Here is a 22,639-nt window from a genome sequence, read left to right on the forward strand (position 1 = left end):
CAGTATGCTTCTTGAAGATTTGCAGGTGATTTTAAAAGTGGCGGAGTTTCGCAGTATTACTGCTGCGGCCACTAATTTAGATATGCGTACCGCCACGGCCAGTGCGGCAGTAAAAAGAGTTGAGGCCTCACTGGGCGCAGAACTATTTATACGCACCACTCGCCACCTTCGTTTATCGTCTGCGGGTGAACGTTATTTGCCGCAGTGCCAGCAAGCTTTAAAAATGCTTGAGCAGGCCAAGTTAAATATGCGCGAAGACTTAGGCATTATTGATGGCGAAATTCGAATCTCTCTGTCGTCTGATTTAGGGCGAAACCTAATTACTCCTTGGCTAGATGAGTTTTTACTTGAGTACCCCAAGGTGGAGTTGCGCAGCAGCATTAGTGACAGCAACATTGATTTTTATCGTGACTCGGTAGATATGGCGCTGCGTTACGGCTCACCGAATGATGCCAACATGTATGGCTTCAAGATTTGTGATGTACCCAGGTTGGTATGTGCAAGCCCCGAATATATAGCTGAACATGGCACGCCTAGCGGGCCAGCTAAGCTAATTGAACACAACGTTCTGCTGTATCAACTACACGATATTTTGCAAGACGAATGGCAGTTTGACGATGGCCAGCAAAAGCACAAAGTGAAGCTAAAAGGTAACCGAGCATCTAATGACGGGGACTTAGTCAGGCGCTGGTGTGTGGCAGGCAAGGGCATTGCCGTTAAGTCTTGTCTTGATATGTCGCGCGACTTATTGGCCGGCCGAGTACTGAGTGTAATGCCGCAATACCAAGCCACACCTACCGAGCTATGGTTAGTCTGCCCTAGTCGTCAATCTATTACGCCTACGGTGCGTTTATTGCGCGATCTTTTTAGAGAGAAAACCGAGACCATTCTTAATGAGATGCATAAAAAGGGCATTTTGAACTGAGTGGTTGCGGTACCTTTACTGGCGCTTGGGCTGTTGTTTTAGCAAGCAACCTCAGCCCTTGTTGCGTTGGTTTTTGATCTTTTAGGCGCTTCTTTCAAATTATTTTTTTGTGAAGATGTATTTATTATTAGCTGGGCCAAGCGTGGCTAGTTGCTGGTGTTTTTCGGTTGTGTAGCGCTTATTTGGGGCCGGTCTCTCATTCGGTAATTACTTCGCTATCTACTTGAAATAACTAAATAGAAATCATTCCCACTTCTTATTTTGGCGCTTTAAACCTCTGTTTTTGGCTTGTTTAGCTGCGAGTAAAAACCGCTGCCAAATTCGCTGTAAATCAGCCATGAAAGCCACCCCGCCTGCCCTTGAACCCACTGAGCAAACTTTGACTTTTATTTGAATTGCTGTAAATTTATTTTTAATTGCACGTTCAATTAAGAAACATTTAAGTAACAATATGCCAAAAGTAGGAATGCCCGAAATACGCCGACCGCAACTTGTAGAAGCCACTATGGCGGTAATTGACGAGGTGGGGTTATCGGGCGCTAGCGTTACCTTAATCAGTAAAAAAGCGGGGGTGTCTTCAGGGATCATTCACCACTATTTTGGCGGCAAGCATGGTTTATTAGAAGAAACCATGCGCACCGTGTTACGCCGGTTATCTGCTACGTCTATTGCGCACTTACAAGCCGCAGACCCTAATAACGTTACCGCTAGGGTTATGGCGATTGTGGCCGCTAATTTTGATGGCTACCAAGTTGAAAGCAAAGTGGTAAAAACTTGGTTGGCCTTTTGGGCGCAGGCGATGCACGACAGCGATTTACACCGATTACAGCGGGTTAACGAGCGCCGCTTGTTGTCGCATCTTCGTTATGAATTAAAACAAGCCTTACCCGCCGAGCAAGCGCTGTTTGTGGCGCAGGGTATTGCTGCCTTAATTGACGGCATTTGGCTACGGGGCGCGCTAAACCCTGATGGTATTTCTCCAGAAAACGCGCAAAAAATCATTTCTGATTATCTCGAAAAACAGCTCGCGCCATACTTGAGCTAACGCTTTAACCATGCAATCACTATTAATTATCAAGGCATTTTGATGAAAATGAAGTCTCTTTACATCCATGGTCAGGCAACTGATGCCACATCAGTTGACACGTTTATTACGGCTAATCCTGCCACTGGTGAGCCATTAGCGGAAGTTGGCCAAGCATCGGCTGACGATGTAGACCGTGCGGTTGCCTCGGCGCAACAGGGCTTTAAAGTGTGGTCGGCGATGAGCGGCATGGAGCGAGGCCGCATTATGATGCGTGCAGTTGCTATATTGCGCGAACGTAACGACGAGCTAGCAGAGCTAGAGGTAAAAGATACCGGCAAGCCCATTCAAGAAGCTATTGAAGTGGATATTGTGACAGGCGCCGATGTGATTGAATATTACGCGGGGCTAGCGGCGGCCATTCAAGGCCAGCAACAAGACTTAGGTCATGGTCAGTTTTTTTACACGCGCCGTGAGCCCTTAGGTGTTTGCGCCGGTATTGGTGCATGGAATTATCCTATTCAAATCGCCATGTGGAAATCTGCCCCAGCATTAGCCGCTGGTAACGCCATGGTGTTTAAACCCTCTGAAGAAACGCCTTTATCAGTCTTAAAGTTAGCTGAGATCTTTACCGAAGCAGGCCTACCAGACGGCGTATTTAACGTGGTGCAAGGTGACTACCGCGTTGGCCAAATGCTCTCTCGCCATGCCGATATTGCCAAAGTGTCTTTCACGGGTGAATCAGGCACTGGCAAAAAAGTGATGGCCGATGCAGCCGGCACCCTTAAAGACATCACCATGGAACTGGGCGGTAAATCGCCATTGATTGTGTTTGACGATGCTAAGTTAGATAACGCGGTATCGGCAGCCATGCTCGCCAACTTTTATACCCAAGGTGAAGTATGTACTAACGGTACGCGGGTATTTGTACATGATGCTATTTATGAGCAATTTGTTGAGCAGATTGCCCACCGAACAAGCAAGTTGCAGATTGGCGATCCCAGCAATATGGCGACGCAAATTGGCGCACTTATCTCTGAAGAACACATGCACAAGGTGCTGGGCTTTATTGAAGCGGGTAAACAATCTGGTGCACGCCTGATATTCGGTGGCGAACGCGAAACCGCCAATGGCTTAGACAAAGGCTATTTTGTACAGCCCACCATTTTTGCCGATTGCAGCGACGATATGCCGCAAGTGCAAGAAGAGATCTTTGGCCCAGTAATGTCGATTCTACGTTTTAGTGATGAAGATGAAGTGGTTAAGCGCGCCAATGCTACCCAATATGGCTTAGCCGCGGGCTTGTTTACCCAAAACTTATCACGTGCTCATAGGGTGATTGCACAAATAGAAGCCGGTATTTGTTGGGTAAATACTTGGGGTGGCTCGCCAGCAGAAATGCCAGTGGGCGGTTACAAGCAATCGGGCATTGGCAGAGAAAACGGTATTGAAACACTTAATCATTACACTCAAAACAAGAGTGTGTTGATTGAGCTGGGTGATCTTGAGTGCCCTTACGAGTAAGCCAGATACAGTGGTTATGTTAGGCCTAGGAAATTGCACACCTTATTGGTTGGAACGTCAGGGAAAGAAATGAACACCAAGTATGATTACATTATTGTTGGCGCGGGTTCTGCGGGTTGTGTATTAGCCAACCGCTTAAGTGCCTCGGGCAAGCACTCGGTTTTACTGCTTGAAGCTGGTGGCAGTGATAGCAGTATTTTCATTCAAATGCCGACTGCGCTGTCTTACCCCATGAACAGCGATAAATATGCCTGGCAGTTTGAAAGCCAGCCAGAAGCAGGCATAAATAATCGCCGCTTACATTGCCCTAGAGGGCGAGTATTGGGCGGCAGCTCATCGATTAATGGCATGGTATATGTGCGTGGCCATGCTTGCGATTTTGATGAATGGGTAGAGCAAGGCGCTGCTGGCTGGAGTTACCAAGAGTGCTTGCCGTATTTTCGTCGTGCAGAGTCGTGGATCGGCGGCGAAGATGCCTACCGAGGTGGCGATGGCCCACTAGCCACGTGTAATGGCAATAACATGACACTAAACCCGCTTTACCAAGCCTTTATTGATGCAGGGCAGCAAGCAGGCTATCCAAAAACCAACGACTACAACGGTTACCAGCAAGAGGGTTTTGGCCCAATGCATATGACCGTAGACAAAGGCGTACGCGCCTCAAGTTCTAACGCTTATTTACGTAGCGCCAACAAGCGTAAAAACCTTAGCGTAAAACAAGGTGTGGTGACTCGAAAAGTGCTGTTAAAAGACAAGCGTGCGGTAGGTGTTGAAATTGAAGTCGGTGGAAAAATTCAATCGATTTATGCCAACAACGAGGTGATATTGTCGGCAGGTTCTGTTGGCTCGCCACAGCTATTGCAGTTGTCTGGCATTGGCCCCAAAGCGGTGCTAAAAGATGCTGGTATTGCCCTAGAGCATGATTTACCCGGCGTGGGTGAGAATTTGCAAGATCATCTAGAAGTGTATTTTCAGTATGCTTGTCGCCAAGCGATTACCCTTAACAGTAAACTAGGGCTAATTAGCAAAGGTTTGATTGGCACCCGCTGGATACTATTAAAAGATGGCTTAGGGGCGACTAATCACTTTGAGTCCTGCGCCTTTATTCGTTCGCGAGCAGGTTTAAAATGGCCGAATATTCAGTATCACTTTTTACCTGCCGCGATGCGTTACGACGGCCAAGCAGCGTTTGACGGACATGGATTTCAGTTACATGTTGGACCAAATAAACCGCAAAGTCGTGGCCGCATTCGGGTGACTTCTGCCGACCCTCATGGCAAACCAAGTATCGAATTTAACTACATCAGTACCGCGCAAGATAAACAAGATTGGCGCGATTGTATCCGTTTAAGCCGCGAGATTCTGGCGCAGCCAGCCATGGATGACTACCGCGGTGAAGAGATTCAACCGGGCGTAGATATTGATAGCGATGAAGAGATCGATGCTTGGGTAAGGCAAAATGTAGAAAGTGCCTATCACCCTTCTTGTAGCTGCAAAATGGGCGCTGATAACGACCCAATGGCGGTGCTTAATCAGCATTGTCAGGTAAAGGGCATTGCTGGTTTACGGGTGGTAGATTCTTCAGTATTCCCAACCATCCCTAACGGTAACCTTAATGCTCCTACCATTATGGTCGCCGAGAAAGTCGCAGATGCTATTTTAGGCAATACACCGCTTGCTGCCTCAGATGCAGCAACATGGATTGCTCCCAATTGGGACACCGAGCAACGCACAGGTAGTGCACAACGCCCCGCCTTTCGCTGACAAAGAACACTTAAAAACACATGACAGTTTACTGGAGACGAAGATCGCTCCAGTACGTTGTTACACGCAAGAATTTGTTAGGGGCGCTAAGCGTGCCTCGGTAACACTCACTACGGACTAAAAAGGAAGAGTCATGAACAATACACCGATTAAACGCGCCATTATTGGCAGTACCGCTTTACTACTGAGTTTTTCAGCCTCAACGGTTGCTGCTGCGCAATGTGACACTGTGCGTTTTTCTGATGTAGGTTGGACAGATATTACCGCCACAACCGCAATAACCAGTGAAGTACTTAAAGGCTTGGGTTACCAAACCACGACTCAGTTGTTGTCTGTACCAGTGACTTACTCGTCTATGGCCAACAACGACATCGACGTGTTCTTAGGTAACTGGATGCCAACCATGGAAGCCGACATTGCCAAGTATCGCGAGCAAGGAACCGTTGAAACGGTGCGCGCCAATTTAGAGGGCGCTAAGTACACCCTGGCGGTACCTAAATATGTTTACGATGCGGGTGTGCATAGCTTTGCCGATTTGGCCAAGCATAAAGAACAGCTTCGTGGTCGTATTTATGGCATTGAGCCAGGTAACGATGGTAACCGCCTTATTCAAGATATGATCGACAAAAATGCTTTTGATCTAAAAGGCTTCAAACTGATTGAATCAAGCGAAGCGGGCATGGTGTCGCAAGTAAAACGCGCCGTTGACCGCGAGCAATGGGTGGCCTTTTTAGGCTGGGCGCCGCATCCAATGAACAGCAATTTTGATATGGCTTACCTCGACGGTGGCGACGACTTCTTTGGCCCTAACTACGGTGGCGCTAATGTTTACACTAACGTGCGTAAAGGCTACCTAGAAACCTGTTCAAACGTAGGTCAGTTGCTTAAAAACTTAAGCTTTAGTTTGGAAATGGAAAACCAACTGATGGCGAGCATTTTAGATGACAAACAACAGCCTGATGCAGCAGCCAAAGCCTGGTTAAAAGCGAATCCTGAAGCCTTGGCTGAATGGCTTAAGCAAGTGACAGCTCGTGACGGTAGCGATGCTAGCAAAGCGCTACAAACTTACTTAAACATCTAGTCAGCGTTTAGCTCGCTGCGGCAAATATGCCACAGCGAGCTAGCGTTATTTTATTCATTTAATCAACACAATACAGACCATTAAGGAGTAACAGTGGACTTTATTACAGAGCATAAAATCCCATTAGGTGAATGGATGGCCACCTTCGTGGATTGGCTAACCTACAGCGCCGCCGGATTTTTTGACTCAGTGTCATATACCCTCGAATCAGTGATTATGTTTTTGGTGGAGCTATTTAAATGGTTTCCGCCTTCGGTGCCCATTGTGGTTACCGCCTTATTAGCGTGGTTTTTACACCGCAGTATTTCCCTCGTGATATTTATCGTGGCTGCTTTGCTACTGATTATGAACCTAGGGTACTGGGAAGAGATGCTTGAAACGCTGGTATTGGTATTAAGTGCTACCACTATTTCGTTGTTGGTAGGCGTGCCAATCGGCATTGTTGCCGCACATAAACCTTGGTTATACACCATACTCAGGCCCATTCTCGATTTGATGCAAACCATTCCCACCTTTGTTTATTTGATTCCCACCTTAGTGCTATTTGGTTTAGGGGTGGTTCCGGGTCTTATTTCTACCATTATTTTTGCCATTGCTGCTCCAATACGTCTCACTTATTTAGGCATTAGCCGGGTACCAGCAGAACTGGTTGAAGCCGGTAAAGCATTCGGCGCTAGTCGACTGAAATTACTGCTTAAGGTTGAGCTTCCGGCGGCAATGCCAAATATTATGGCAGGGGTAACCCAGTGCATTATGTTGTCTTTATCGATGGTGGTGATTGCCGCGCTAGTAGGGGCCGATGGCTTAGGTAAACCGGTAGTACGCGCGTTAAACACCGTGAACATTGCCCAAGGTTTTGAAGCGGGATTAGCGATTGTATTGGTGGCGATTATTTTAGATCGCTTATGTAAAAGCCCGGCTAGCCAGAACAAAGAGGGATAGGCATGAGTGCAATTAGTATTAAAAACTTAGATGTGCTGTTTGGTTTTCAAACCGCCAAATCTTTAGCTTTGCTAGATCAAGGCGCTAGCCGCCAAGAGATTATTGATGCCACTGGCGACGTGGTAGGTGTTCACGATGTTAGCCTTGATATTAAAAAGGGTGAGATTTGCGTATTAATGGGCTTGTCTGGTTCGGGTAAATCGAGCTTGTTACGGGCGATTAATGGGTTAAATACGGTTACCCGTGGCTCACTCACTATTGAAGATGGTGACCAGCCGATTGATTTGGCTAATTGTGATAAAGCGGCCTTGCGCCACTTACGTACCAATCGCATTTCAATGGTGTTTCAAAAGTTTGCCCTGATGCCGTGGTTAAGCGTATTAGATAACGCTGCATTTGGCTTAGAGATGCAAGGCATCGCAAAAGCTGAGCGCAGACGCTTGGCCGAAGAAACTCTAGAGCTAGTGGGCTTAGCCGAGTGGAAAGATAACTTCCCGCATGAGCTATCGGGTGGCATGCAACAAAGGGTTGGGCTGGCGCGAGCATTTACCATGGATAGCGATATTTTATTAATGGATGAGCCGTTCTCGGCGCTGGATCCTTTGATAAGAACCCAGCTACAGGATGAACTGTTAGAGCTACAGCGTAAGCTAAACAAAACCATCGTATTTGTAAGCCACGACTTAGACGAAGCGCTAAAGCTGGGCAACAAAATTGCCATTATGGAATCGGGCCGTGTAATACAGCACGGTAGACCAGAAGATATAGTGCTTAACCCAAAAACAGAATACGTAGGGGAGTTTGTTGCGCATACTAATCCGCTAAATGTGCTGTGTGGCCGCTCTTTAATGACCGAAACCAGTGAGCTTAAAACCCAAAACGATAAGCTGGTATTGAGCGAGTATGATCAAAGCTACATTGAAGTGAATCATCTAAAGCAGGTGGTATCGGTAACACGCGGAGACAAACTTTTGCCTCTGCATCGATGGCAAGAGGGCGACAACATAGAGTCCTTAAGTAAAGATAGCCAAGTGATTGCTCCGGCTGATGTGTCTATGCGTGAAGGTTTAGAAATTCGCTATAGAACAGGGTTACCGGTGTTACTGGCTGATGAAGGTGTGCTGGTGGGAGTTTTAGCTGACAATGATTTCTACCATGCGCTGCTAGGTAAACATTTTTCTTATGAAGCGAGCGCTTAAATATTTTTCAATATTGTTGGTGATGGTAATAACCCTTTGCTGATGACGATAAGTATTTAAAACAAGCCATAAAGGCGGATCAATATGATTCGCCTTTTTTGTATTCATCAGTTTATAAAAATTACGCTCGAGTCACTGGGTAAGCGCTGTATTGCAAAAATGGCCTTAACAGTAAAAAAGTCTATTAAGGCCGTGCTTATCTTAGTAGAATCTTGGTCAATAAAGGTTAGTGATTTAAATGTTACTAATCTCAAGGTAAAACATTCGAAGGGAGTCGGTGCGTTGCTTAAATGGAAAGTATTCTTTTGGCTTGGTGTCATTGCCACCATCGCTAATGTTTTGCTTAGCGTGTATCAAGATAAACCGGCTATTGGGGTGTTGCTATCAACGTTAATAACAGCGGTACTGTTAGTTCCCTATTACGGTTATGCTTATCAAAAAGCGCTGGCAACAGTAACACTGTGGAAGATACTGCTGTGGTTAGAAGCTTTGCTAATGACTTTTGTTCTGCTGTTTGCAGTGATTGGCCAAGTGGCTTATTTAGCGAGTGAAGGTGGTGTTTCAGTCGCCTTGTTAGGTTCAGTACTTATATTGCTAATTTGTCCGCTTACCTTAATTCCCCCTTATCGTTATGTATATCGCTCAAATGCGTTGTGGAATATTTAACCATGATGTTTCTTTTGGGAAAATATGATCATTAAAAACCAAGGTTAACAGTGGCCATAATAATTTTTTAATGGCTGGCGGTTAATCTTGTTTCGTAAAGTGCCACTTTTTTAACATGTAGGTTTACGGCAGAAAGGATGCTGAATGTACGATTTTTTAGTTGCTGATATTAATACCAGTTTTACAATTTGTTTAGCCTTTGTATTAGGCTTAGCTTTATTTGAAATACTGGGTTCTTTAATAGGCCTAAGCTTATTAAATACTCTGGATGACTTACTGCCCATTGATATAGATGTTGATATGGATGCCGACGTAAATAGCGGCGCGCTCTCAGGTGTGTTGGGTTGGTTGTATCTACATCAGTTGCCATTGTTGGTGTGGCTTATCCTGTTTTTAAGCAGTTTTGGCTTGGCCGGTCTCACGGTTAACTATTTAAGCCTTTCCAATGGGAATTGGTTATTTCCCTCTTTTGTTAGCCATCTAGCAGCACTGGTGTTTGCGATTCTAAGTACGCGGTTTTTAGGACGAGGCATCGCCAAGGTGTTCCCTAAAAGCCAATCTAGCGCGGTATCTAAACACGGTTTTAAAGGTCTACAAGCCAGAATAACTATTGGTACTGCTACCATCGGTAGCCCAGCCGAAGCGGTGTGTGTCGACCAGCATGGGCAAAAACACTATTTAATGGTGCAACCTATAGATAGCGATGACTCGTTTCCTATGGGCACCACCATTGTTCTACTAGAGCGCCATAAAAAATATTGGACCGCCAGCAAACTCAACGAATTATTAAACGATCATTAAGGATAAAGTGTGGATTTTTTAGGAAGTAGCAATAGCATAATGTTTTACTTAATTTGGGTCGGTGTGGGGCTTATTGCCTTTTTCACCATTGGTTTGATTTTAGCCAAATTGTATACCCGAGCGACCAAAGAAACCGCTTTTGTTCGTACCGGTTTAGGCGGCGAAAAAGTGGTGAAAGATGGCGGTGCTATTGTGTTGCCGGTGGTACACGAAACCATCCCGGTGAATATGAATACCCTGCGTATTGAAGTAGAAAAGACTCAGAAAGATGCCTTGATTACTAAAGACAGAATGCGGGTAGATGTTAAGGCTGACTTTTACTTACGAGTAGCGCCTAACAGCGAAGGTATCTCGATGGCGGCGCAAACATTGGGTACGCGCACCATGCGAGTAGAAGAGCTGAAAAAGCTGATGGAGTCTAAGTTTGTTGATGTTTTGCGTTCGGTAGCGGCAGAAATGTCGATGACAGAGATGCATGAGCAGCGTTCTGATTTTGTGCAAAAAGTACAACAGAACGTGATGAACGATTTGGAGAAAAACGGTCTGGAACTGGAATCTGTTTCGTTAACGGGTTTTGACCAAACCGACTTGCAGTTTTTTAACGAAAACAACGCTTTTGATGCCGAAGGTCGCGCTCGATTAACTAAAATCATTGAAGAAAAACGCAAAGAAACCAACGACATTCAGCAAGAGAATCGCATCAAGATTGAGCAACGTAACCTAGAAGCTGAGAAACAATCTCTTGAAGTAAATAAACAAGAAGAAGAAGCCAAGCTAAACCAAGAGCAAGTGTTGGCGTTTAAACGTGCCGAGCAAAAAGCCGAGATTGCCAAAAGCCGCGAAATGAAAGAGCAAGAAGAGCGTGAAGCTGAGATTGCTAAAGAGCGTGCGCTAGAGTCTGCAGAAATTGAAAAATCACGCGATATTGAAACCCGTGAAATTGATAAGAGCAAGGCGTTAGAGCAGGCTTCGATTCAGCGTGAACGCGATTTAGAGGTGGCTGAGCAAGACAAACAAATTGCGGTTGCGCAAAAATCAGAAGAAGAATCAGCTGCTCGTGCTAAAGCTGCCGAAGCTGAAAAACTGATGGTTGAAAAGAGTGAAGCGGTAACCACTGCTCGCCAAATCGCCGAAGCCAATCGTCGTAAAGAGATTGAGGTAATTGACGCACTTAAAGAAGCAGAGCGTGACGCGGTGGGTATTACCGTTCAAGCAGAAGCTGAGAAGCAAGTAGCACAAGATAAGTCATCAGCCATTTTAATTGAAGCTAAAGCCGAAGCCGATGCTAAGAAACTACTAGCCGATGCTGATGAGAAAGTTTATGCAGTAGAGGCTGCCGGTAAGCAAGCCATGTACGAAGCTGAGAATACTCTGCGTGACGAGCAGGTAGAGTTGCAAAAATCTCTGGCCATTTTAAAAATACTGCCAGAGCTAGTCGCCAGTGCGGTTAAGCCTTTAGAGAATATCGAAGGTATTAAAATTTTACAGGGTTATGGTGCTGGCAAGGGTGGAGCAGTGAATGGTGGTTCGGGAGGCGGCAATAAAGGCCTTGCTGAGCAAGTGACTGAAGCGGCTTTAGGTTACCGCGCTAATGCGCCATTGGTAGACGCAATGCTTAAAGAAGTGGGGTTAGTAGATAAGAACAATGGCTGTTTGGAAGATTTACTGACAGGCCATTCGAATATTATTCAAGATGCTTTAAGCGTGACAGAGCAAGAAAGTACACCTGCTCAAGTATCTGAAAAACCTTCTGCTTTGCAAGAAAAGCCAGAAGCTGTTTACTAGATCTTAGCGAATGAGGAGGGCTTCCGTGCCCTCCTTTTTTTAGTTGTAATGTAAACAAGCTGCAGTGAATCCCACCGCTAATCTTTAGTGGCTCAGGCCACCGATGCGCCACTTCTTAACGCCAGTTTTGGTTTCATATTTTACCTTGGGGCATAGCCCTAGCATCACATAATTTTGCCAAACCTCACATTTTTGTAAACGTTTACACTAAACTGTTTGCTTTAAAGGCCGAGCAGGAACACATTATGATCCTAATGATTGCAGACCTTGTATTTAGGCCTTTGGTTGCTTGATGTACCAATATTAAAGCATATGCTTTGCTTTTTTGGGCTTTCTATCAGCGCTTCGGTAGCGGAAGTGGGCTTTACTGCTCGATTGGAAGAAAACCACTAGTTAGCTTATATCAGGTGTTTTTTTACATTTAAATGTAAACGTTTCCATTTTTGGGCTTGCCACCAAATAGGCGCTGCTCATGGCATGTTGGGGTAGGCAAGCAATACAGCCTCATCAAGCACTTATCTTTGTGGTGAAACGGTTAGCAATACAGTTACACAGTTTTTGTGAGATTCAGAATAGCAGCATATTACGGAGATTTTAGATGGCTGATTTAGTGATTAACGAACGAGAATCGTGGGTAAATGACTCGATTGACGGCACCTTGTATACGCAGCAGCACAACAACTTAACTCGCTTAGATTTTGGTAATGACATTAAGGTGATTGCTCGATCTGATTGGCAAAAAGACAAAGTAGCCATTATTTGTGGCGGCGGCTCTGGGCATGAGCCAGCCCATGCAGGCTTTGTGGGTAAAGGTATGTTAACCGCAGCAGTATGCGGCGACTTATTTGCGGCTCCCAGTGTAGACGCTGTACTAAACGCTATTTTGCATGTGACTGGCGATGCTGGTTGTTTAGTGGTGATTAAGAACTACACCGGAGATCGCCTTAATTTCGGCTTGGCTTGTGAGAAAGCCAAAGAAATGGGCCGCAACGTAGAGATGGTGATAGTGAGTGACGATATCTCTATTCCCGAAAACCCTAAACCACGTGGCATTGCCGGTACCCTATTTGTTCATAAGGTAGCCGGTTATGTAGCCGAGCAAGGCGAAGACTTAGCGACGGTGACAAAAGCTGCGCAAGATACCATTGATTCTATCGCCAGTATTGGCATCGCTTTAAGCAGTTGTACATTGCCCGGTGATGATAGTGCAGACCGCATTGCGGCTGGCAAAGCAGAGTTGGGTTTAGGTATTCATGGTGAAGCGGGCATTGAAACCATTGAGTTACGCCAATGCAAAGAACTGGTGAGCATTATGTCTGACAAGCTACTCACTGCTTGTCCAAGTGAACGCCATGCGGTGTTAATTAATAATTTAGGCGGCTTGTCACCGATTGAAATGAACGTGGTGACCAAAGATGTTGTTGAATCAAACCTTGGGAAAAACGCTGAGTTGTTTATTGGCCCTGCGCCCTTAATGACCGCTATTGATATGAAGGGTTTTTCGATCTCTATCATTAAGCTTGATGAGCTTAAGCGCCAAGCATTGCTTAGCGATACCGTAACGGCTGCGTGGCCTGGCGTAAGTAAAAAACAAACTGTGGCGGTGACCCAATGTGAATCTCAATCTTCGCAGATTACATTTAGCCCTTCGCAAAATGAGGCCGTTGCAAATGCATTACGCACAGTGTGCAGCACCATTATCGAGAACGAAGCAGCGCTTAATCACTTGGATACCATTGTAGGTGACGGTGATACCGGTTCTACCTTTGCTTCTGGAGCACGTAAAGTGCTGGCTGAGTTAGACGCGAATCAACTACCGCTAAATGAGCCGGGACTGTTAATGACCGTGATTGGCCAACAGTTAACCACGGTAATGGGCGGATCTTCAGGGGTATTGTTATCCATTTTCTTCACTGCTGCCGGTCGCGAGTTCACCGCGACAAATAACTTAGTTGCTGCTTTCCAATCTGGCTTAGCGCGAATGATGGAGTACGGCGGTGCCGCGGTAGGTGACCGTACCATGATTGATGCGCTTTACCCTGCTTTTGAGGCTTGGGGAGCTAACGGTTTTGCCGCTGCGGTTGAAGCTGCCAAAGCTGGCGCAGATAGCACTTTAGATATGACTAAAGCCAATGCCGGCCGCTCTTCTTATTTAAACAGCGATACCTTGAATGGGGTTAAAGACCCTGGTGCATTTGCCGTTGAGCAAGTATTTGAATCATTGAACAAGTAAGGAGAACAACATGGATAAGATTATAATTTCACCCAGTAAATACATTCAAGGTGAAGGCGCTCTGCATAACATTGGCCAGTATGTTTCCACTTACGGTAAGCAACCGTTAGTGATTGCCGATGATTTTGTCATGGGCTTAACTCAAGCCACTGTTGAAGCTAGCTTCAATGATCAGGCAGTAGATTTTGATGTTTTTAATGGCGAATGTTCACGCGACGAGATTAACCGCCTAATCGATAAAACAGGCTCAGTTAATGCCGATGTCATTATTGGCATTGGCGGCGGAAAAACCTTAGATACCGCCAAGGCCGTTGCTTTTTACTCTAAGTTGCCCGTGGTGATTGTGCCAACGATTGCGTCTACCGATGCGCCAACCAGCGCGTTAGCGGTGATTTACACCCCAGAAGGCGAGTTTAGCGAGTACTTGATGTTTCCTTCAAACCCTAACATGGTGATTATGGACACAGCCATTATTGCTGCGGCGCCGGTTCGCTTAATTGTTGCCGGCATGGGAGATGCCCTGTCTACTTGGTTTGAAGCGCGCGCGAATATGCACTCTGGCAAAGCCACCATGGCCGGTGGTGCACCCACTCGCGCCGCTCAAGCTTTGGCTAAATTGTGTTTTGAAACCTTATTAGCCGATGGCCTTAAAGCCAAAGTAGCGGTAGAGAACAAAGTCAGCACTAAAGCGGTAGAAAACATTATTGAAGCCAATACCTACTTAAGTGGTCTTGGATTTGAGAGCTCTGGTTTAGCCGCTGCGCATGCGATTCATAATGGCTTAACCAAGCTGGAAGAGTGTCATCATTTACTCCACGGTGAGAAAGTCGCCTTTGGCACACTGACTCAGCTCGTGTTAGAAAATGCACCACTGGAAGAAATTACCCAAGTGATTGATTTTTGTAAGTCGATTGGTTTACCCACCAACCTCACGGACATGGGTGTAAAAGAGATTAACCGAGATAAACTGTTGAGTGTGGCAGAGGCTTCTTGCGCCGATGGTGAAACCATTCACAACATGCCATTCCCGGTAAGCGCTCAGGCTGTGTTGTCTGCGATGCTTACCGCGCATCAGCTAGGGAGTTAAGCTGACAATTGTTGCTTGAGTTAAAGCTTGAATAAAATACCGAAGGCATTAATGCCTTCGGTACTATTGGGTTTAAGCACGTAAGTTAGTACTTATTAGTACTTTGCTTATTTACTTACTATTAAACATCTTCTCACCTGTTTTATCGGTAGCCGACCAGAAGTTGATATTGAATTGGGCATCGTTACTCAACTCAATACGGTGCCAGTATTGTGGTGGGCTAGTGGCAAAACTGCCGGCGCTTATTACTACTTTTACCTCTGGCTCAGTGGCTTCTGCATCAGCAAAGCCGTAATAGGTTACCGTACCCTCCATTACGCAGAGCTGGCCAAATACACCTCCCGCCGTATTATGGTGGCTCAGCAATGCTGCAGGTACGTTGTTTTTGGTGAAAAATGGCGTAGAGCGTTGAATCGTCCAGGTGGCTGGAATTCGCTGATGGCTCATAATCATTTCCTCTCGGTAGTGAATAATTAGTCTAGGGCTTAGTTGTTGTTACTAATCTGTTGGTTTGCTGTCGCAAAGCGGCAACCAGAGATAAGACAGCTGGCATTAATAAGCGCAATCTTGCTTGCTTAGTTATGCCATGTTGCTGGTAACTATGTCGGCTTTCTTCTAGATGGTGCTCTGCCGTTTGGTTCTCTAAAAACAATTGGTACATAGTATTTACTCCTCTTTGTTGTCGCTAAGTAAGGCTATTGGCCCGATATTTTGCGTAAAAGTGGGAAGGCTTGATTAAGCTGTTGGTCGGTGACGACAAAGCCAGTCATTTGGTGTTGAGCGTTGTATGCCTCTGCGACTAGGCCTTGCTTCTCAAAGCCTACTTTCCATGTTGAATCAGCATCAAAGCTGCCACCTACTTGAATAGGATAAGCGGGCGTTTTTACCTTCACCATCATTGGGGTAAGTGCTAATTGTGCTGGCTGATCGAGTAATTGCTTGGCTAACACATTGGCACTTAAAATAATCGGTTGTAGGTAAGCCATAACCTTGCCGTCTATTTCTGCACAGTCCCCTATGGCATAAACGTTTTTGGCCGACGTTGCTAACTGCTTGTTAACGACTATTCCACGGTTTACAGCAATACCTGTTTGAGTTGCTAGGAGGCTGTTGGCACGTAAACCAGCGGCAGAAATTACTGTATCTACCTTAAAGGTTTTTCCTTGTTTGCTGGTCACGGTTGTTGCTTCACCCTCGGTTGTATTTAAAGACATTACGCTGTCATACAGGGCGAGGGTTATGCCCGCTTCATGCAGTTGTTGCTCTAAACGTAGGGCAACAAAATCGGGAGCAACATTGGCAAGTAAGCGGCTGTTGGGCTCCACTATAGTTACTTCTTTACCGTTGGTGCGTAAGTCCATCGCGAGCTCTACACCTATTAAGCCGCCACCCATTATTAACACGCTAGAGCTTACGTTAATGCTTGCTTGAGCTTGGCGGTATTCCACCAAGCTATTTAAAGTAATAATGCTGGTTGCATTATTACCTTTGACCGCAGGCACAAAGGTGCTGGCGCCAGTGGCGAAAACAAGCTTTGAGTAAGGATAAAGCAGACCATTGGCCGTAATGGTTTGCTTGGCGGTATCAACGTTCTCTACTTTAGTATTGGCAAACAGCTCAAGCTGATAACGCTTGGCAAACTCTGCTGCAGGTAGTTGAATTAAGGCTTCAACACTTTGTTGTTTGCTAAAGGCATGACTAAGGTCAGGCTTGTTATATTCATTGCCCTCGTCTGAGGTGAAGACTTGAATACTCAACTGAGAGTCTGTTCTGCGTAGTGTTTTTACTAACTGGTAAGCAGCAAAGCCACTGCCAATAATGATGATAGGTGCAGGCATCATTGCTCCTCTTATTATCCGTTATGCTCAACAAATACATCTTTGCCCAAGTTACACTCAGGGCAGAGGAAGTAATCAGGCACGTTGGCCCAGGGCGTATTGGCTGCTACACCTTGGTTCGGCTCACCTATTGCTGGGTCGTAAACCCAGTTACATACGGTGCAGATCATGCACTGGCAATCTGCAGGGTGGGCGGTGGTGGTGTTGGTTTCGCTGATGGCATGGCTAGCAGGAGCGGTTTTATTAACAGCCGCTGCTGTGCCAGAGTTTTGCACTTGGGCCGATACACTGTCTAAGGGATGTAGCGCCCATTGCTTGGCTATCTGGCGACCATGTTCACGGCATTCGCGCATGGCTTTGCCGTCTGGTCGCCATTTGGTTTTTAAGCTTATTGCTGTTTCAAAGCCCGCATCGCTTAGGCGAGTATGGATACGATCTACCGCACCGCCATTCCAGCCATAACTACCAAAAGCAGCTGCTTTCTTTTCTTTAAAACGCAATCCGGTGATCTCTTCTAACATGCCTGCAATTTTAGGCATCATTACGTTATTCATGGTGGATGAGCCTACCAATAAGCCTTTAGAGCGGAAGGTGTGAGAGAGAATTTCATTTTTGTCGTGCTTGGATACGTTAAATACTTTTACCGCAACACCGGGATCAACATCATGAATACCTTGGGCAATAGCATCTGCCATCATCCGTGTATTGTTAGACATAGAATCGTAAAAAATAGTGATCTTGTCTTCTTGGTAGTTATTGGCCCACTCAAGGTATTGGTGAATGATTTGAGCTGGGTTGTCACGCCACACTACGCCGTGCGAGGTGGCAATCATATCAACCGGTAAGTTAAAGCTGAGTACTTCATTAATTTTGGCTGTCACTAAGCTGCTAAACGGTGTGAGAATGTTTGCGTAGTAGCGAAGGCACTGTTCTTTTAACTCATTTTGATCGACTTCGTCGTTAAACAAGTGTTCGTCACAGTAGTGCTGACCAAAGGCGTCGTTGCTAAATAGCACCGCGTCTTCTGTTAGGTAGGTCATCATGCTGTCTGGCCAATGCAACATGGGGGCTTCTACAAAAATTAGCTGCTTACCATTACCGATATCAAGGCTGTCACCGGTTTTTATGGTTTTAAAGTTCCATTCTGGATGATGGTGGTGTCCTACGATTGAATCAATCGCCGCCTCGGTGCAATAAATTGGCGTATTAGGAATTTTTTCCATTAACGCAGAGAGCGCGCCAGAGTGATCTTCTTCCGCGTGATTGATCACAATGAAATCGATGCTTTGCAGGTCGATTTCCATTTCTAGGTTTTGAATAAACTGTAGGCTGAATCGGTGATCTACGGTGTCGATTAATACTGTTTTTTCTTCGCGGATCAGATAGCTGTTATAGCTTGTTCCGCGAGTCATTTTATATTCTGTACCGTGAAAGTCTTGTACTTCCCAGTCGCGTTGGCCTACCCAGTGAATGTTGTTTTTTACATGAATGGTCATAGCTTACTACCTAAATAACTATTAATTTGATTTGCTATTCAGGTTATTGCATAGCCTGTGCCATGATGTTAAGTGTTTGTTTTTATTGTTTTTATTTTTAAAGTGATGTTTGGGTGAGTCTTTGTGACTCCTTTGTGGATGTGTGAGCTGGAGTCTATGTGACTCTTTCGTGTTTTTTTGTGAAAGGCTTAAGCGCGTTAATCGTTTTTTGGTTGAGCCGCTCTGGGGGCTATTCAGCGTTTGTTGCTGGTTGGCTAGTTTACGTTGTGGCTAATTACGGCCTCCATATTCGCCTAAAAATATACGGTGCTAAACCGTCAAGTTTATTTACACTTTAGCTAATAGTACGGGTGAGATGATAAATTATATTATAAATATCAGTCACTTACTAACTGGCTCAATTTGTGCTTTATGTCGCCAAGTTAATAACACTATCAACAAATATTTATTTCAAGACTTAAGGAATGACTTTGAAAAAGATTATCGGATTACTAAGTACTTTATTGCTGAGTGCAGCTGTACAAGCCACCCCAATTTCTAGTGGTTTAATTATTGAAGGCACCACTTTTGGTAGCAACAACGCTTTTCAGTTTTTTAACAACTCAACAGATGGCGAGCAAATTACATCTATTACTTGGGACTTAACCTCAATTGGCGCATTTTTTGATTCAACTGATACTAGCCCTGGTAACAGCAGCAGCCCCATTACTTTAGGCTCTTCTTCATCTGTAGGTCATGTTTTTCCTACTAATGATGCACTAAATGGCTCGGGTATTTTAACGATTAGCTTTAGTGATTTTGATGCGGGTGAATTTTTCCGTTTTGGTGTGGACACTGACTTCTTAAGTGCGCCAGACGCCGTTGGCTTAAACGGAAACCAGTTCTTTGGAGCCACTGCATTAGCCATATTCTCTGATGGAAGTCAGCGTTTTGGTACTTATGCACCAACAAATGTTGTGGGTTTCGGTTCTGAAGTTTCTATTGTTGATGCGGTAACCGTTCCTGAGCCAGCAACAGTGTTATTGCTAGGTTTGAGCTTATGTGGTCTTGGTGTATCCCGTAAGAAGAAAAATGCCTAATAGCGTGTAGCTTTACTCGCGAGACATTTTTTGAAACATAAAGTAGCCCAAGCATTGCAAAATGCTTGGGCTTTTTTGTGCTAACTATTATTGAAAATTCAGAATGTTTACTTAACGTGAGTCGAAGTGGAACTCTTCTGTATTTTTCAGAAAATGCTTGCCTCTAAGCTTGTAACTGTTTGAACATCTTTGCCTAAAGGCTGAACGGGTCGCTTAATCTCGCTAAACTCTGAGCAAATGAGTTCAGGCAATGCTTACTATTTTGTACAGCCTAAAAACCGTCAGCCTAACTCTCTAAACGCCTTGCTAACATGGCTATTAGCATAAAGGTGCCATAGTCATTCCGCTTTGCCTTACTCATACTATTTCTTCGCTCCATTTCAGCTAATGCTAGTTAGCTCACTTTTAGGTGTAACTAGAGGCACCATCTTCTCTGCAAGCAAAGCTTTTCGACTATTTCATACCGCTCTTTTTTCTGCTGTGTAATTAAAAACGGAAAATTAACTGAACAAAATGTAACCACCAAATGTATTTTTTTTTAGTGTTTAATTTTCCAACTCTTTTACGTTTTTTTGTATTTGTGAATGACTCTTTATTTATCTAATAAAGGATTATGGTTTTTAGCGGAAGGTGAGCTTTACTCGGGTTGATGGTTTTTTAATCGGCGTGGTTGTCGGAATTAATTAGCTATTACTGAAGAAATATAATTCTAAATGCAATTGCTCTACAAGGAGAAGTGAAGTAATGAATATAAATAAAAATAATTTCACGAACTTTAATAAAATTGTGATTGGTGTGATGCTTACACCAATACTAGTCGTAAATTCATATGCTGAAACATTAAGAAATAGAACGTTATTGCCTGAAGTGTGGGCGCCAAACTTAATTTGGGATGGAGGTAATAATCCACATTTTAATAAATGGCAACCAGTAGGTTCTGCAGATCCTACCGCTAAAGTTTTTAACGGTACCCTGTACGTATACACCTCAACAGACAGTAAAGAGCTTTGCCAAATACGCAGTGACAAACTACAAAAACATGCTTATGCGCCTTGGGCTAATACCGGATTTTGTATGCCGGGCTATCAAGTCTTTTCTTCTGCAGATGCCTCACTGAATCAAAGTACATGGCAGAAGCACGGCTTGGTATTACGCCAAAAAGATGTGCCTTGGGCTAGAAAGTCTGCTGAAGGCTGGGGCAATAGTGCCACTATGTGGGCGGCTGACGTAGTAGAAGGCGACGACGGTAAGTATTACATGTTTTTCCCAAGTGTAAGGGGTGACAATAACCATCAAACCATTGGTGTTGCGGTAGCCGATTCTCCGGCAGGCCCATTTGTTGCGAGGCCCGCACCTATCGCTACCACTAATAATTTTGACCATGTTTTTGACCCGTCGGTTATCAAGGTGGGCAACCAGTGGTACATTTTTTATGCTAAAAATGGCAGTGGGGGCAACAAAGCAATTTGGGCCGCTAAAATTGATGCTAACTTCAATTACATTTATAACCCGCTCGACTTAATGTTAGAGCCGGGCAGTTATCTGGAAGGACCTCATGCTTACATGATTGGTAATGACCTGTGGTTACAATGGGCAAGTGTTACTGCGCCAGCTCAATGGCCTTATCCAGGTGGGTACCAAATTAAGCAGGCAGTGGCATGGAACAACAATAATCCCTTATCGAACTTTGACCAGCGGGGCATTATGGTTCACCCATTTGGTAATCCAGGCACTAACCATGGCTCGGTGGTATCTTGGGAAAATAATTACTGGGCGTTTTATCACGATCATTTAAACGGTAAAAACTCAGGTTATACACCCACTGCACCTAACCAGATACATAACTACCGTCGAGCGATGTATAGCCTAGTGGAAATAGATGCGTCTAAACGAGGAGAAGTTAAACCTTTTAGACCCGACAATATAGTAAACCAACCCAGCTTATCTAATTGATGTTTGATCTTGAGGTTTATTTTCCAAACGGTTTAAAGTGAAGTGTGTAATCTTAATTGCTGATACATGTTTTATTCATCCTGATGGGAAAAGGATCTTTTGTTATGAATATGGCCACAGCTTGATGGTAAATAAAGTCTTGCTGTGGCTTAGACGGGTTAACTATTAATACTCAGTGATGGAGCCAATTAATGTTGAAAGTCCGACGTTTAATTATGGTCTCAATTTTATGCCTGCTGATATATGGCGCATTTTCACTAAAGATATTTGATGGTAAAGGTGAGCCATTATCTGAGTGGGTGACTGTTCAGCAGAACCAGCTAGCGCCGGTTAAGCTAAAGCCTTTTAATAACACCGTTGTTGAAGCGACTTCCTTAGGGCTTACATCATCGAAGGGAGATGCACCTCAGTATCAGCAATCTCAAAACAGCGGTGAAGATTTTGCTGGTCAATTAGCGATGCAAATTGGTAGTGCGGCGTCTAAAGAAAACTTCCTCCGTTCAATGGCTTTGTTAGAAGAATGGGCTGAATATGATTTGATAGCCGTTTGGGAATGGTTGGAGCGACAAAATACCCCAGAAATGGGCAGTTTTTACCAAGCCATAGTATTAAGCGCTATGTTGAACCCGCTAGCAGACAAACAACAGTTAGCAGAGCTCATTGCCAAGTTACCTGAAGGCTTAACTAACCACAGTTTTTTGATTAGCTCTTTTGCTAATGATTTGGCAGAGCAAGATATTGGTTTAGCCTTGGAGTGGCTAGAAACTGTTGAACTACAAAGTTCGGCTAACCATGCAACAACAAGTGTATTAACGCAATGGGCTCAAGTGCAGCCAAACCTCGCGTTAGAGTTTTTACTAGAACAGCCTGAACTCCCACCATCACTCACTCATCAAATGGTAATTAATGCTACCTCAGCAATGAACAATGATGAGCTTACTCAGCAAGTTGAACAGTTGTACCGCTATCCTGAAGACTTACAGTTAAGTATCAGCAGGGCGCTTGTGAGGGCTATGTTAGCGCGCCAACCAAAGCTGGCAAAACAGTGGATAGAAGAGCAAGTAAGAGGCCCGATTAAAGATGCTTCATTGCGAGAATATATTCAGCACCAAGCAAATGACATGGAGCCCAATGCATTGAGGGCGTTAATCTTGGAAGTGGAAGATACTGAGTTATTTGAAGCCTTATGGGCTTTAGTCGCCAATAAGTAAGCCAATTTAGTTGCTGTGGTTGAGACATTAA

Annotated in this window: 19 protein-coding genes; 15 read left to right on the forward strand and 4 right to left on the reverse strand. The window is 44.8% G+C overall.

Translation table 11 applies throughout. The features are described from left to right. The first annotated feature begins 4 nt into the window (after nucleotides 1-4). The 12 genes from Q4592_RS02330 to Q4592_RS02385 all read left to right on the forward strand — a co-directional run bounded on the left by Q4592_RS02330 (nucleotide 5) and on the right by Q4592_RS02385 (nucleotide 15,031). Nucleotides 5-925, forward strand: a complete 921-nt coding sequence (locus Q4592_RS02330; RefSeq protein WP_303509288.1) for a LysR family transcriptional regulator — start codon at nucleotides 5-7, stop codon at nucleotides 923-925. Between the two features lie 451 nt (nucleotides 926-1,376). Further along, complete coding sequence (betI, locus tag Q4592_RS02335) at nucleotides 1,377-1,970, forward strand: transcriptional regulator BetI (protein WP_137672257.1); 594 nt, start codon at nucleotides 1,377-1,379, stop codon at nucleotides 1,968-1,970. A 48-nt stretch (nucleotides 1,971-2,018) separates the two neighbouring features. Then, on the forward strand, nucleotides 2,019-3,473 hold the full coding sequence (betB, locus tag Q4592_RS02340; protein ID WP_303510220.1) for a betaine-aldehyde dehydrogenase: 1,455 nt from the start codon (nucleotides 2,019-2,021) through the stop codon (nucleotides 3,471-3,473). Nucleotides 3,474-3,542: 69 nt separating this feature from the next. After that, the gene (gene betA / locus Q4592_RS02345; RefSeq protein WP_303509292.1) at nucleotides 3,543-5,237 is read left to right on the forward strand and encodes a choline dehydrogenase; all 1,695 of its coding nucleotides are present in this window, start codon (nucleotides 3,543-3,545) and stop codon (nucleotides 5,235-5,237) included. Between the two features lie 133 nt (nucleotides 5,238-5,370). Continuing rightward, nucleotides 5,371-6,318: a choline ABC transporter substrate-binding protein gene (locus tag Q4592_RS02350; protein WP_303509295.1), complete on the forward strand. Its 948-nt coding sequence runs from the start codon at nucleotides 5,371-5,373 to the stop codon at nucleotides 6,316-6,318. A gap of 102 nt (nucleotides 6,319-6,420) precedes the next feature. Further along, nucleotides 6,421-7,260: a choline ABC transporter permease subunit gene (gene choW / locus Q4592_RS02355; RefSeq protein WP_368509292.1), complete on the forward strand. Its 840-nt coding sequence runs from the start codon at nucleotides 6,421-6,423 to the stop codon at nucleotides 7,258-7,260. Nucleotides 7,261-7,262: 2 nt separating this feature from the next. Next, nucleotides 7,263-8,459: a choline ABC transporter ATP-binding protein gene (choV, locus tag Q4592_RS02360; RefSeq protein ID WP_303509301.1), complete on the forward strand. Its 1,197-nt coding sequence runs from the start codon at nucleotides 7,263-7,265 to the stop codon at nucleotides 8,457-8,459. An 84-nt stretch (nucleotides 8,460-8,543) separates the two neighbouring features. Next, nucleotides 8,544-9,125 carry a hypothetical protein gene (locus tag Q4592_RS02365; RefSeq protein ID WP_303509304.1) on the forward strand — a complete coding sequence of 194 codons (582 nt, stop codon included), beginning with the start codon at nucleotides 8,544-8,546 and terminating at the stop codon, nucleotides 9,123-9,125. Between the two features lie 144 nt (nucleotides 9,126-9,269). Continuing rightward, on the forward strand, nucleotides 9,270-9,926 hold the full coding sequence (locus Q4592_RS02370; RefSeq protein WP_303509307.1) for an OB-fold-containig protein: 657 nt from the start codon (nucleotides 9,270-9,272) through the stop codon (nucleotides 9,924-9,926). Nucleotides 9,927-9,965: 39 nt separating this feature from the next. Beyond that, nucleotides 9,966-11,711 carry a flotillin family protein gene (locus Q4592_RS02375; protein WP_303510223.1) on the forward strand — a complete coding sequence of 582 codons (1,746 nt, stop codon included), beginning with the start codon at nucleotides 9,966-9,968 and terminating at the stop codon, nucleotides 11,709-11,711. 598 nt (nucleotides 11,712-12,309) lie between these two features. Then, complete coding sequence (locus Q4592_RS02380; RefSeq protein ID WP_303509309.1) at nucleotides 12,310-13,944, forward strand: dihydroxyacetone kinase subunit DhaK; 1,635 nt, start codon at nucleotides 12,310-12,312, stop codon at nucleotides 13,942-13,944. Nucleotides 13,945-13,954: 10 nt separating this feature from the next. Continuing rightward, nucleotides 13,955-15,031, forward strand: a complete 1,077-nt coding sequence (locus tag Q4592_RS02385; RefSeq protein ID WP_137672247.1) for a glycerol dehydrogenase — start codon at nucleotides 13,955-13,957, stop codon at nucleotides 15,029-15,031. A 111-nt stretch (nucleotides 15,032-15,142) separates the two neighbouring features. On the opposite strand, the gene Q4592_RS02390 is transcribed toward Q4592_RS02385, so the two are convergent. The 4 genes from Q4592_RS02390 to norV are packed head-to-tail and all read right to left on the reverse strand — an operon-like array spanning nucleotide 15,143 to nucleotide 18,365. Then, nucleotides 15,143-15,478 carry a DUF1971 domain-containing protein gene (locus tag Q4592_RS02390; RefSeq protein WP_303509312.1) on the reverse strand — a complete coding sequence of 112 codons (336 nt, stop codon included), beginning with the start codon at nucleotides 15,476-15,478 and terminating at the stop codon, nucleotides 15,143-15,145. 31 nt (nucleotides 15,479-15,509) lie between these two features. Further along, nucleotides 15,510-15,692, reverse strand: coding sequence for a hypothetical protein (locus Q4592_RS02395; RefSeq protein WP_303509314.1), 183 nt, complete (start codon nucleotides 15,690-15,692; stop codon nucleotides 15,510-15,512). Nucleotides 15,693-15,726: 34 nt separating this feature from the next. Continuing rightward, the gene (gene norW, locus Q4592_RS02400) at nucleotides 15,727-16,872 is read right to left on the reverse strand and encodes an NADH:flavorubredoxin reductase NorW (protein WP_303509317.1); all 1,146 of its coding nucleotides are present in this window, start codon (nucleotides 16,870-16,872) and stop codon (nucleotides 15,727-15,729) included. 11 nt (nucleotides 16,873-16,883) lie between these two features. Continuing rightward, complete coding sequence (gene norV / locus Q4592_RS02405; protein WP_303509320.1) at nucleotides 16,884-18,365, reverse strand: anaerobic nitric oxide reductase flavorubredoxin; 1,482 nt, start codon at nucleotides 18,363-18,365, stop codon at nucleotides 16,884-16,886. Between the two features lie 470 nt (nucleotides 18,366-18,835). Between norV and Q4592_RS02410 the strand changes: the two genes are divergently transcribed. The 3 genes from Q4592_RS02410 to Q4592_RS02420 all read left to right on the forward strand — a co-directional run bounded on the left by Q4592_RS02410 (nucleotide 18,836) and on the right by Q4592_RS02420 (nucleotide 22,608). After that, complete coding sequence (locus Q4592_RS02410) at nucleotides 18,836-19,444, forward strand: PEP-CTERM sorting domain-containing protein (RefSeq protein ID WP_303509322.1); 609 nt, start codon at nucleotides 18,836-18,838, stop codon at nucleotides 19,442-19,444. Nucleotides 19,445-20,188: 744 nt separating this feature from the next. After that, nucleotides 20,189-21,397 (forward strand): family 43 glycosylhydrolase, encoded by a 1,209-nt coding sequence (locus Q4592_RS02415; protein WP_303509324.1) that lies wholly within the window; start codon nucleotides 20,189-20,191, stop codon nucleotides 21,395-21,397. Between the two features lie 191 nt (nucleotides 21,398-21,588). Next, the gene (locus tag Q4592_RS02420; RefSeq protein ID WP_303509326.1) at nucleotides 21,589-22,608 is read left to right on the forward strand and encodes a hypothetical protein; all 1,020 of its coding nucleotides are present in this window, start codon (nucleotides 21,589-21,591) and stop codon (nucleotides 22,606-22,608) included. Nucleotides 22,609-22,639: the final 31 nt, after the last annotated feature.

The sequence above is a fragment of the Agarivorans sp. 1_MG-2023 genome (assembly GCF_030548385.1).
Taxonomy (GTDB): Bacteria; Pseudomonadota; Gammaproteobacteria; order Enterobacterales; family Celerinatantimonadaceae; genus Agarivorans.

Bases quoted from the DNA above. Each gene is read 5' to 3' on its own strand.
- Q4592_RS02385 (WP_137672247.1), top strand. From the start codon at position 13,955: ATGGATAAGATTATAATTTCACCCAGTAAATACATTCAAGGTGAAGGC.
- Q4592_RS02350 (WP_303509295.1), top strand. From the start codon at position 5,371: ATGAACAATACACCGATTAAACGCGCCATTATTGGCAGTACCGCTTTA.
- Q4592_RS02370 (WP_303509307.1), top strand. From the start codon at position 9,270: ATGTACGATTTTTTAGTTGCTGATATTAATACCAGTTTTACAATTTGT.
- Q4592_RS02420 (WP_303509326.1), top strand. From the start codon at position 21,589: ATGTTGAAAGTCCGACGTTTAATTATGGTCTCAATTTTATGCCTGCTG.
- Q4592_RS02395 (WP_303509314.1), bottom strand. From the start codon at position 15,692: ATGTACCAATTGTTTTTAGAGAACCAAACGGCAGAGCACCATCTAGAA.
- norV (WP_303509320.1), bottom strand. From the start codon at position 18,365: ATGACCATTCATGTAAAAAACAACATTCACTGGGTAGGCCAACGCGAC.
- choV (WP_303509301.1), top strand. From the start codon at position 7,263: ATGAGTGCAATTAGTATTAAAAACTTAGATGTGCTGTTTGGTTTTCAA.
- Q4592_RS02415 (WP_303509324.1), top strand. From the start codon at position 20,189: ATGAATATAAATAAAAATAATTTCACGAACTTTAATAAAATTGTGATT.
- betA (WP_303509292.1), top strand. From the start codon at position 3,543: ATGAACACCAAGTATGATTACATTATTGTTGGCGCGGGTTCTGCGGGT.
- norW (WP_303509317.1), bottom strand. From the start codon at position 16,872: ATGATGCCTGCACCTATCATCATTATTGGCAGTGGCTTTGCTGCTTAC.
- Q4592_RS02380 (WP_303509309.1), top strand. From the start codon at position 12,310: ATGGCTGATTTAGTGATTAACGAACGAGAATCGTGGGTAAATGACTCG.
- betI (WP_137672257.1), top strand. From the start codon at position 1,377: ATGCCAAAAGTAGGAATGCCCGAAATACGCCGACCGCAACTTGTAGAA.
- betB (WP_303510220.1), top strand. From the start codon at position 2,019: ATGAAGTCTCTTTACATCCATGGTCAGGCAACTGATGCCACATCAGTT.
- Q4592_RS02365 (WP_303509304.1), top strand. From the start codon at position 8,544: ATGATTCGCCTTTTTTGTATTCATCAGTTTATAAAAATTACGCTCGAG.
- Q4592_RS02330 (WP_303509288.1), top strand. From the start codon at position 5: ATGCTTCTTGAAGATTTGCAGGTGATTTTAAAAGTGGCGGAGTTTCGC.
- Q4592_RS02375 (WP_303510223.1), top strand. From the start codon at position 9,966: ATGTTTTACTTAATTTGGGTCGGTGTGGGGCTTATTGCCTTTTTCACC.
- Q4592_RS02390 (WP_303509312.1), bottom strand. From the start codon at position 15,478: ATGAGCCATCAGCGAATTCCAGCCACCTGGACGATTCAACGCTCTACG.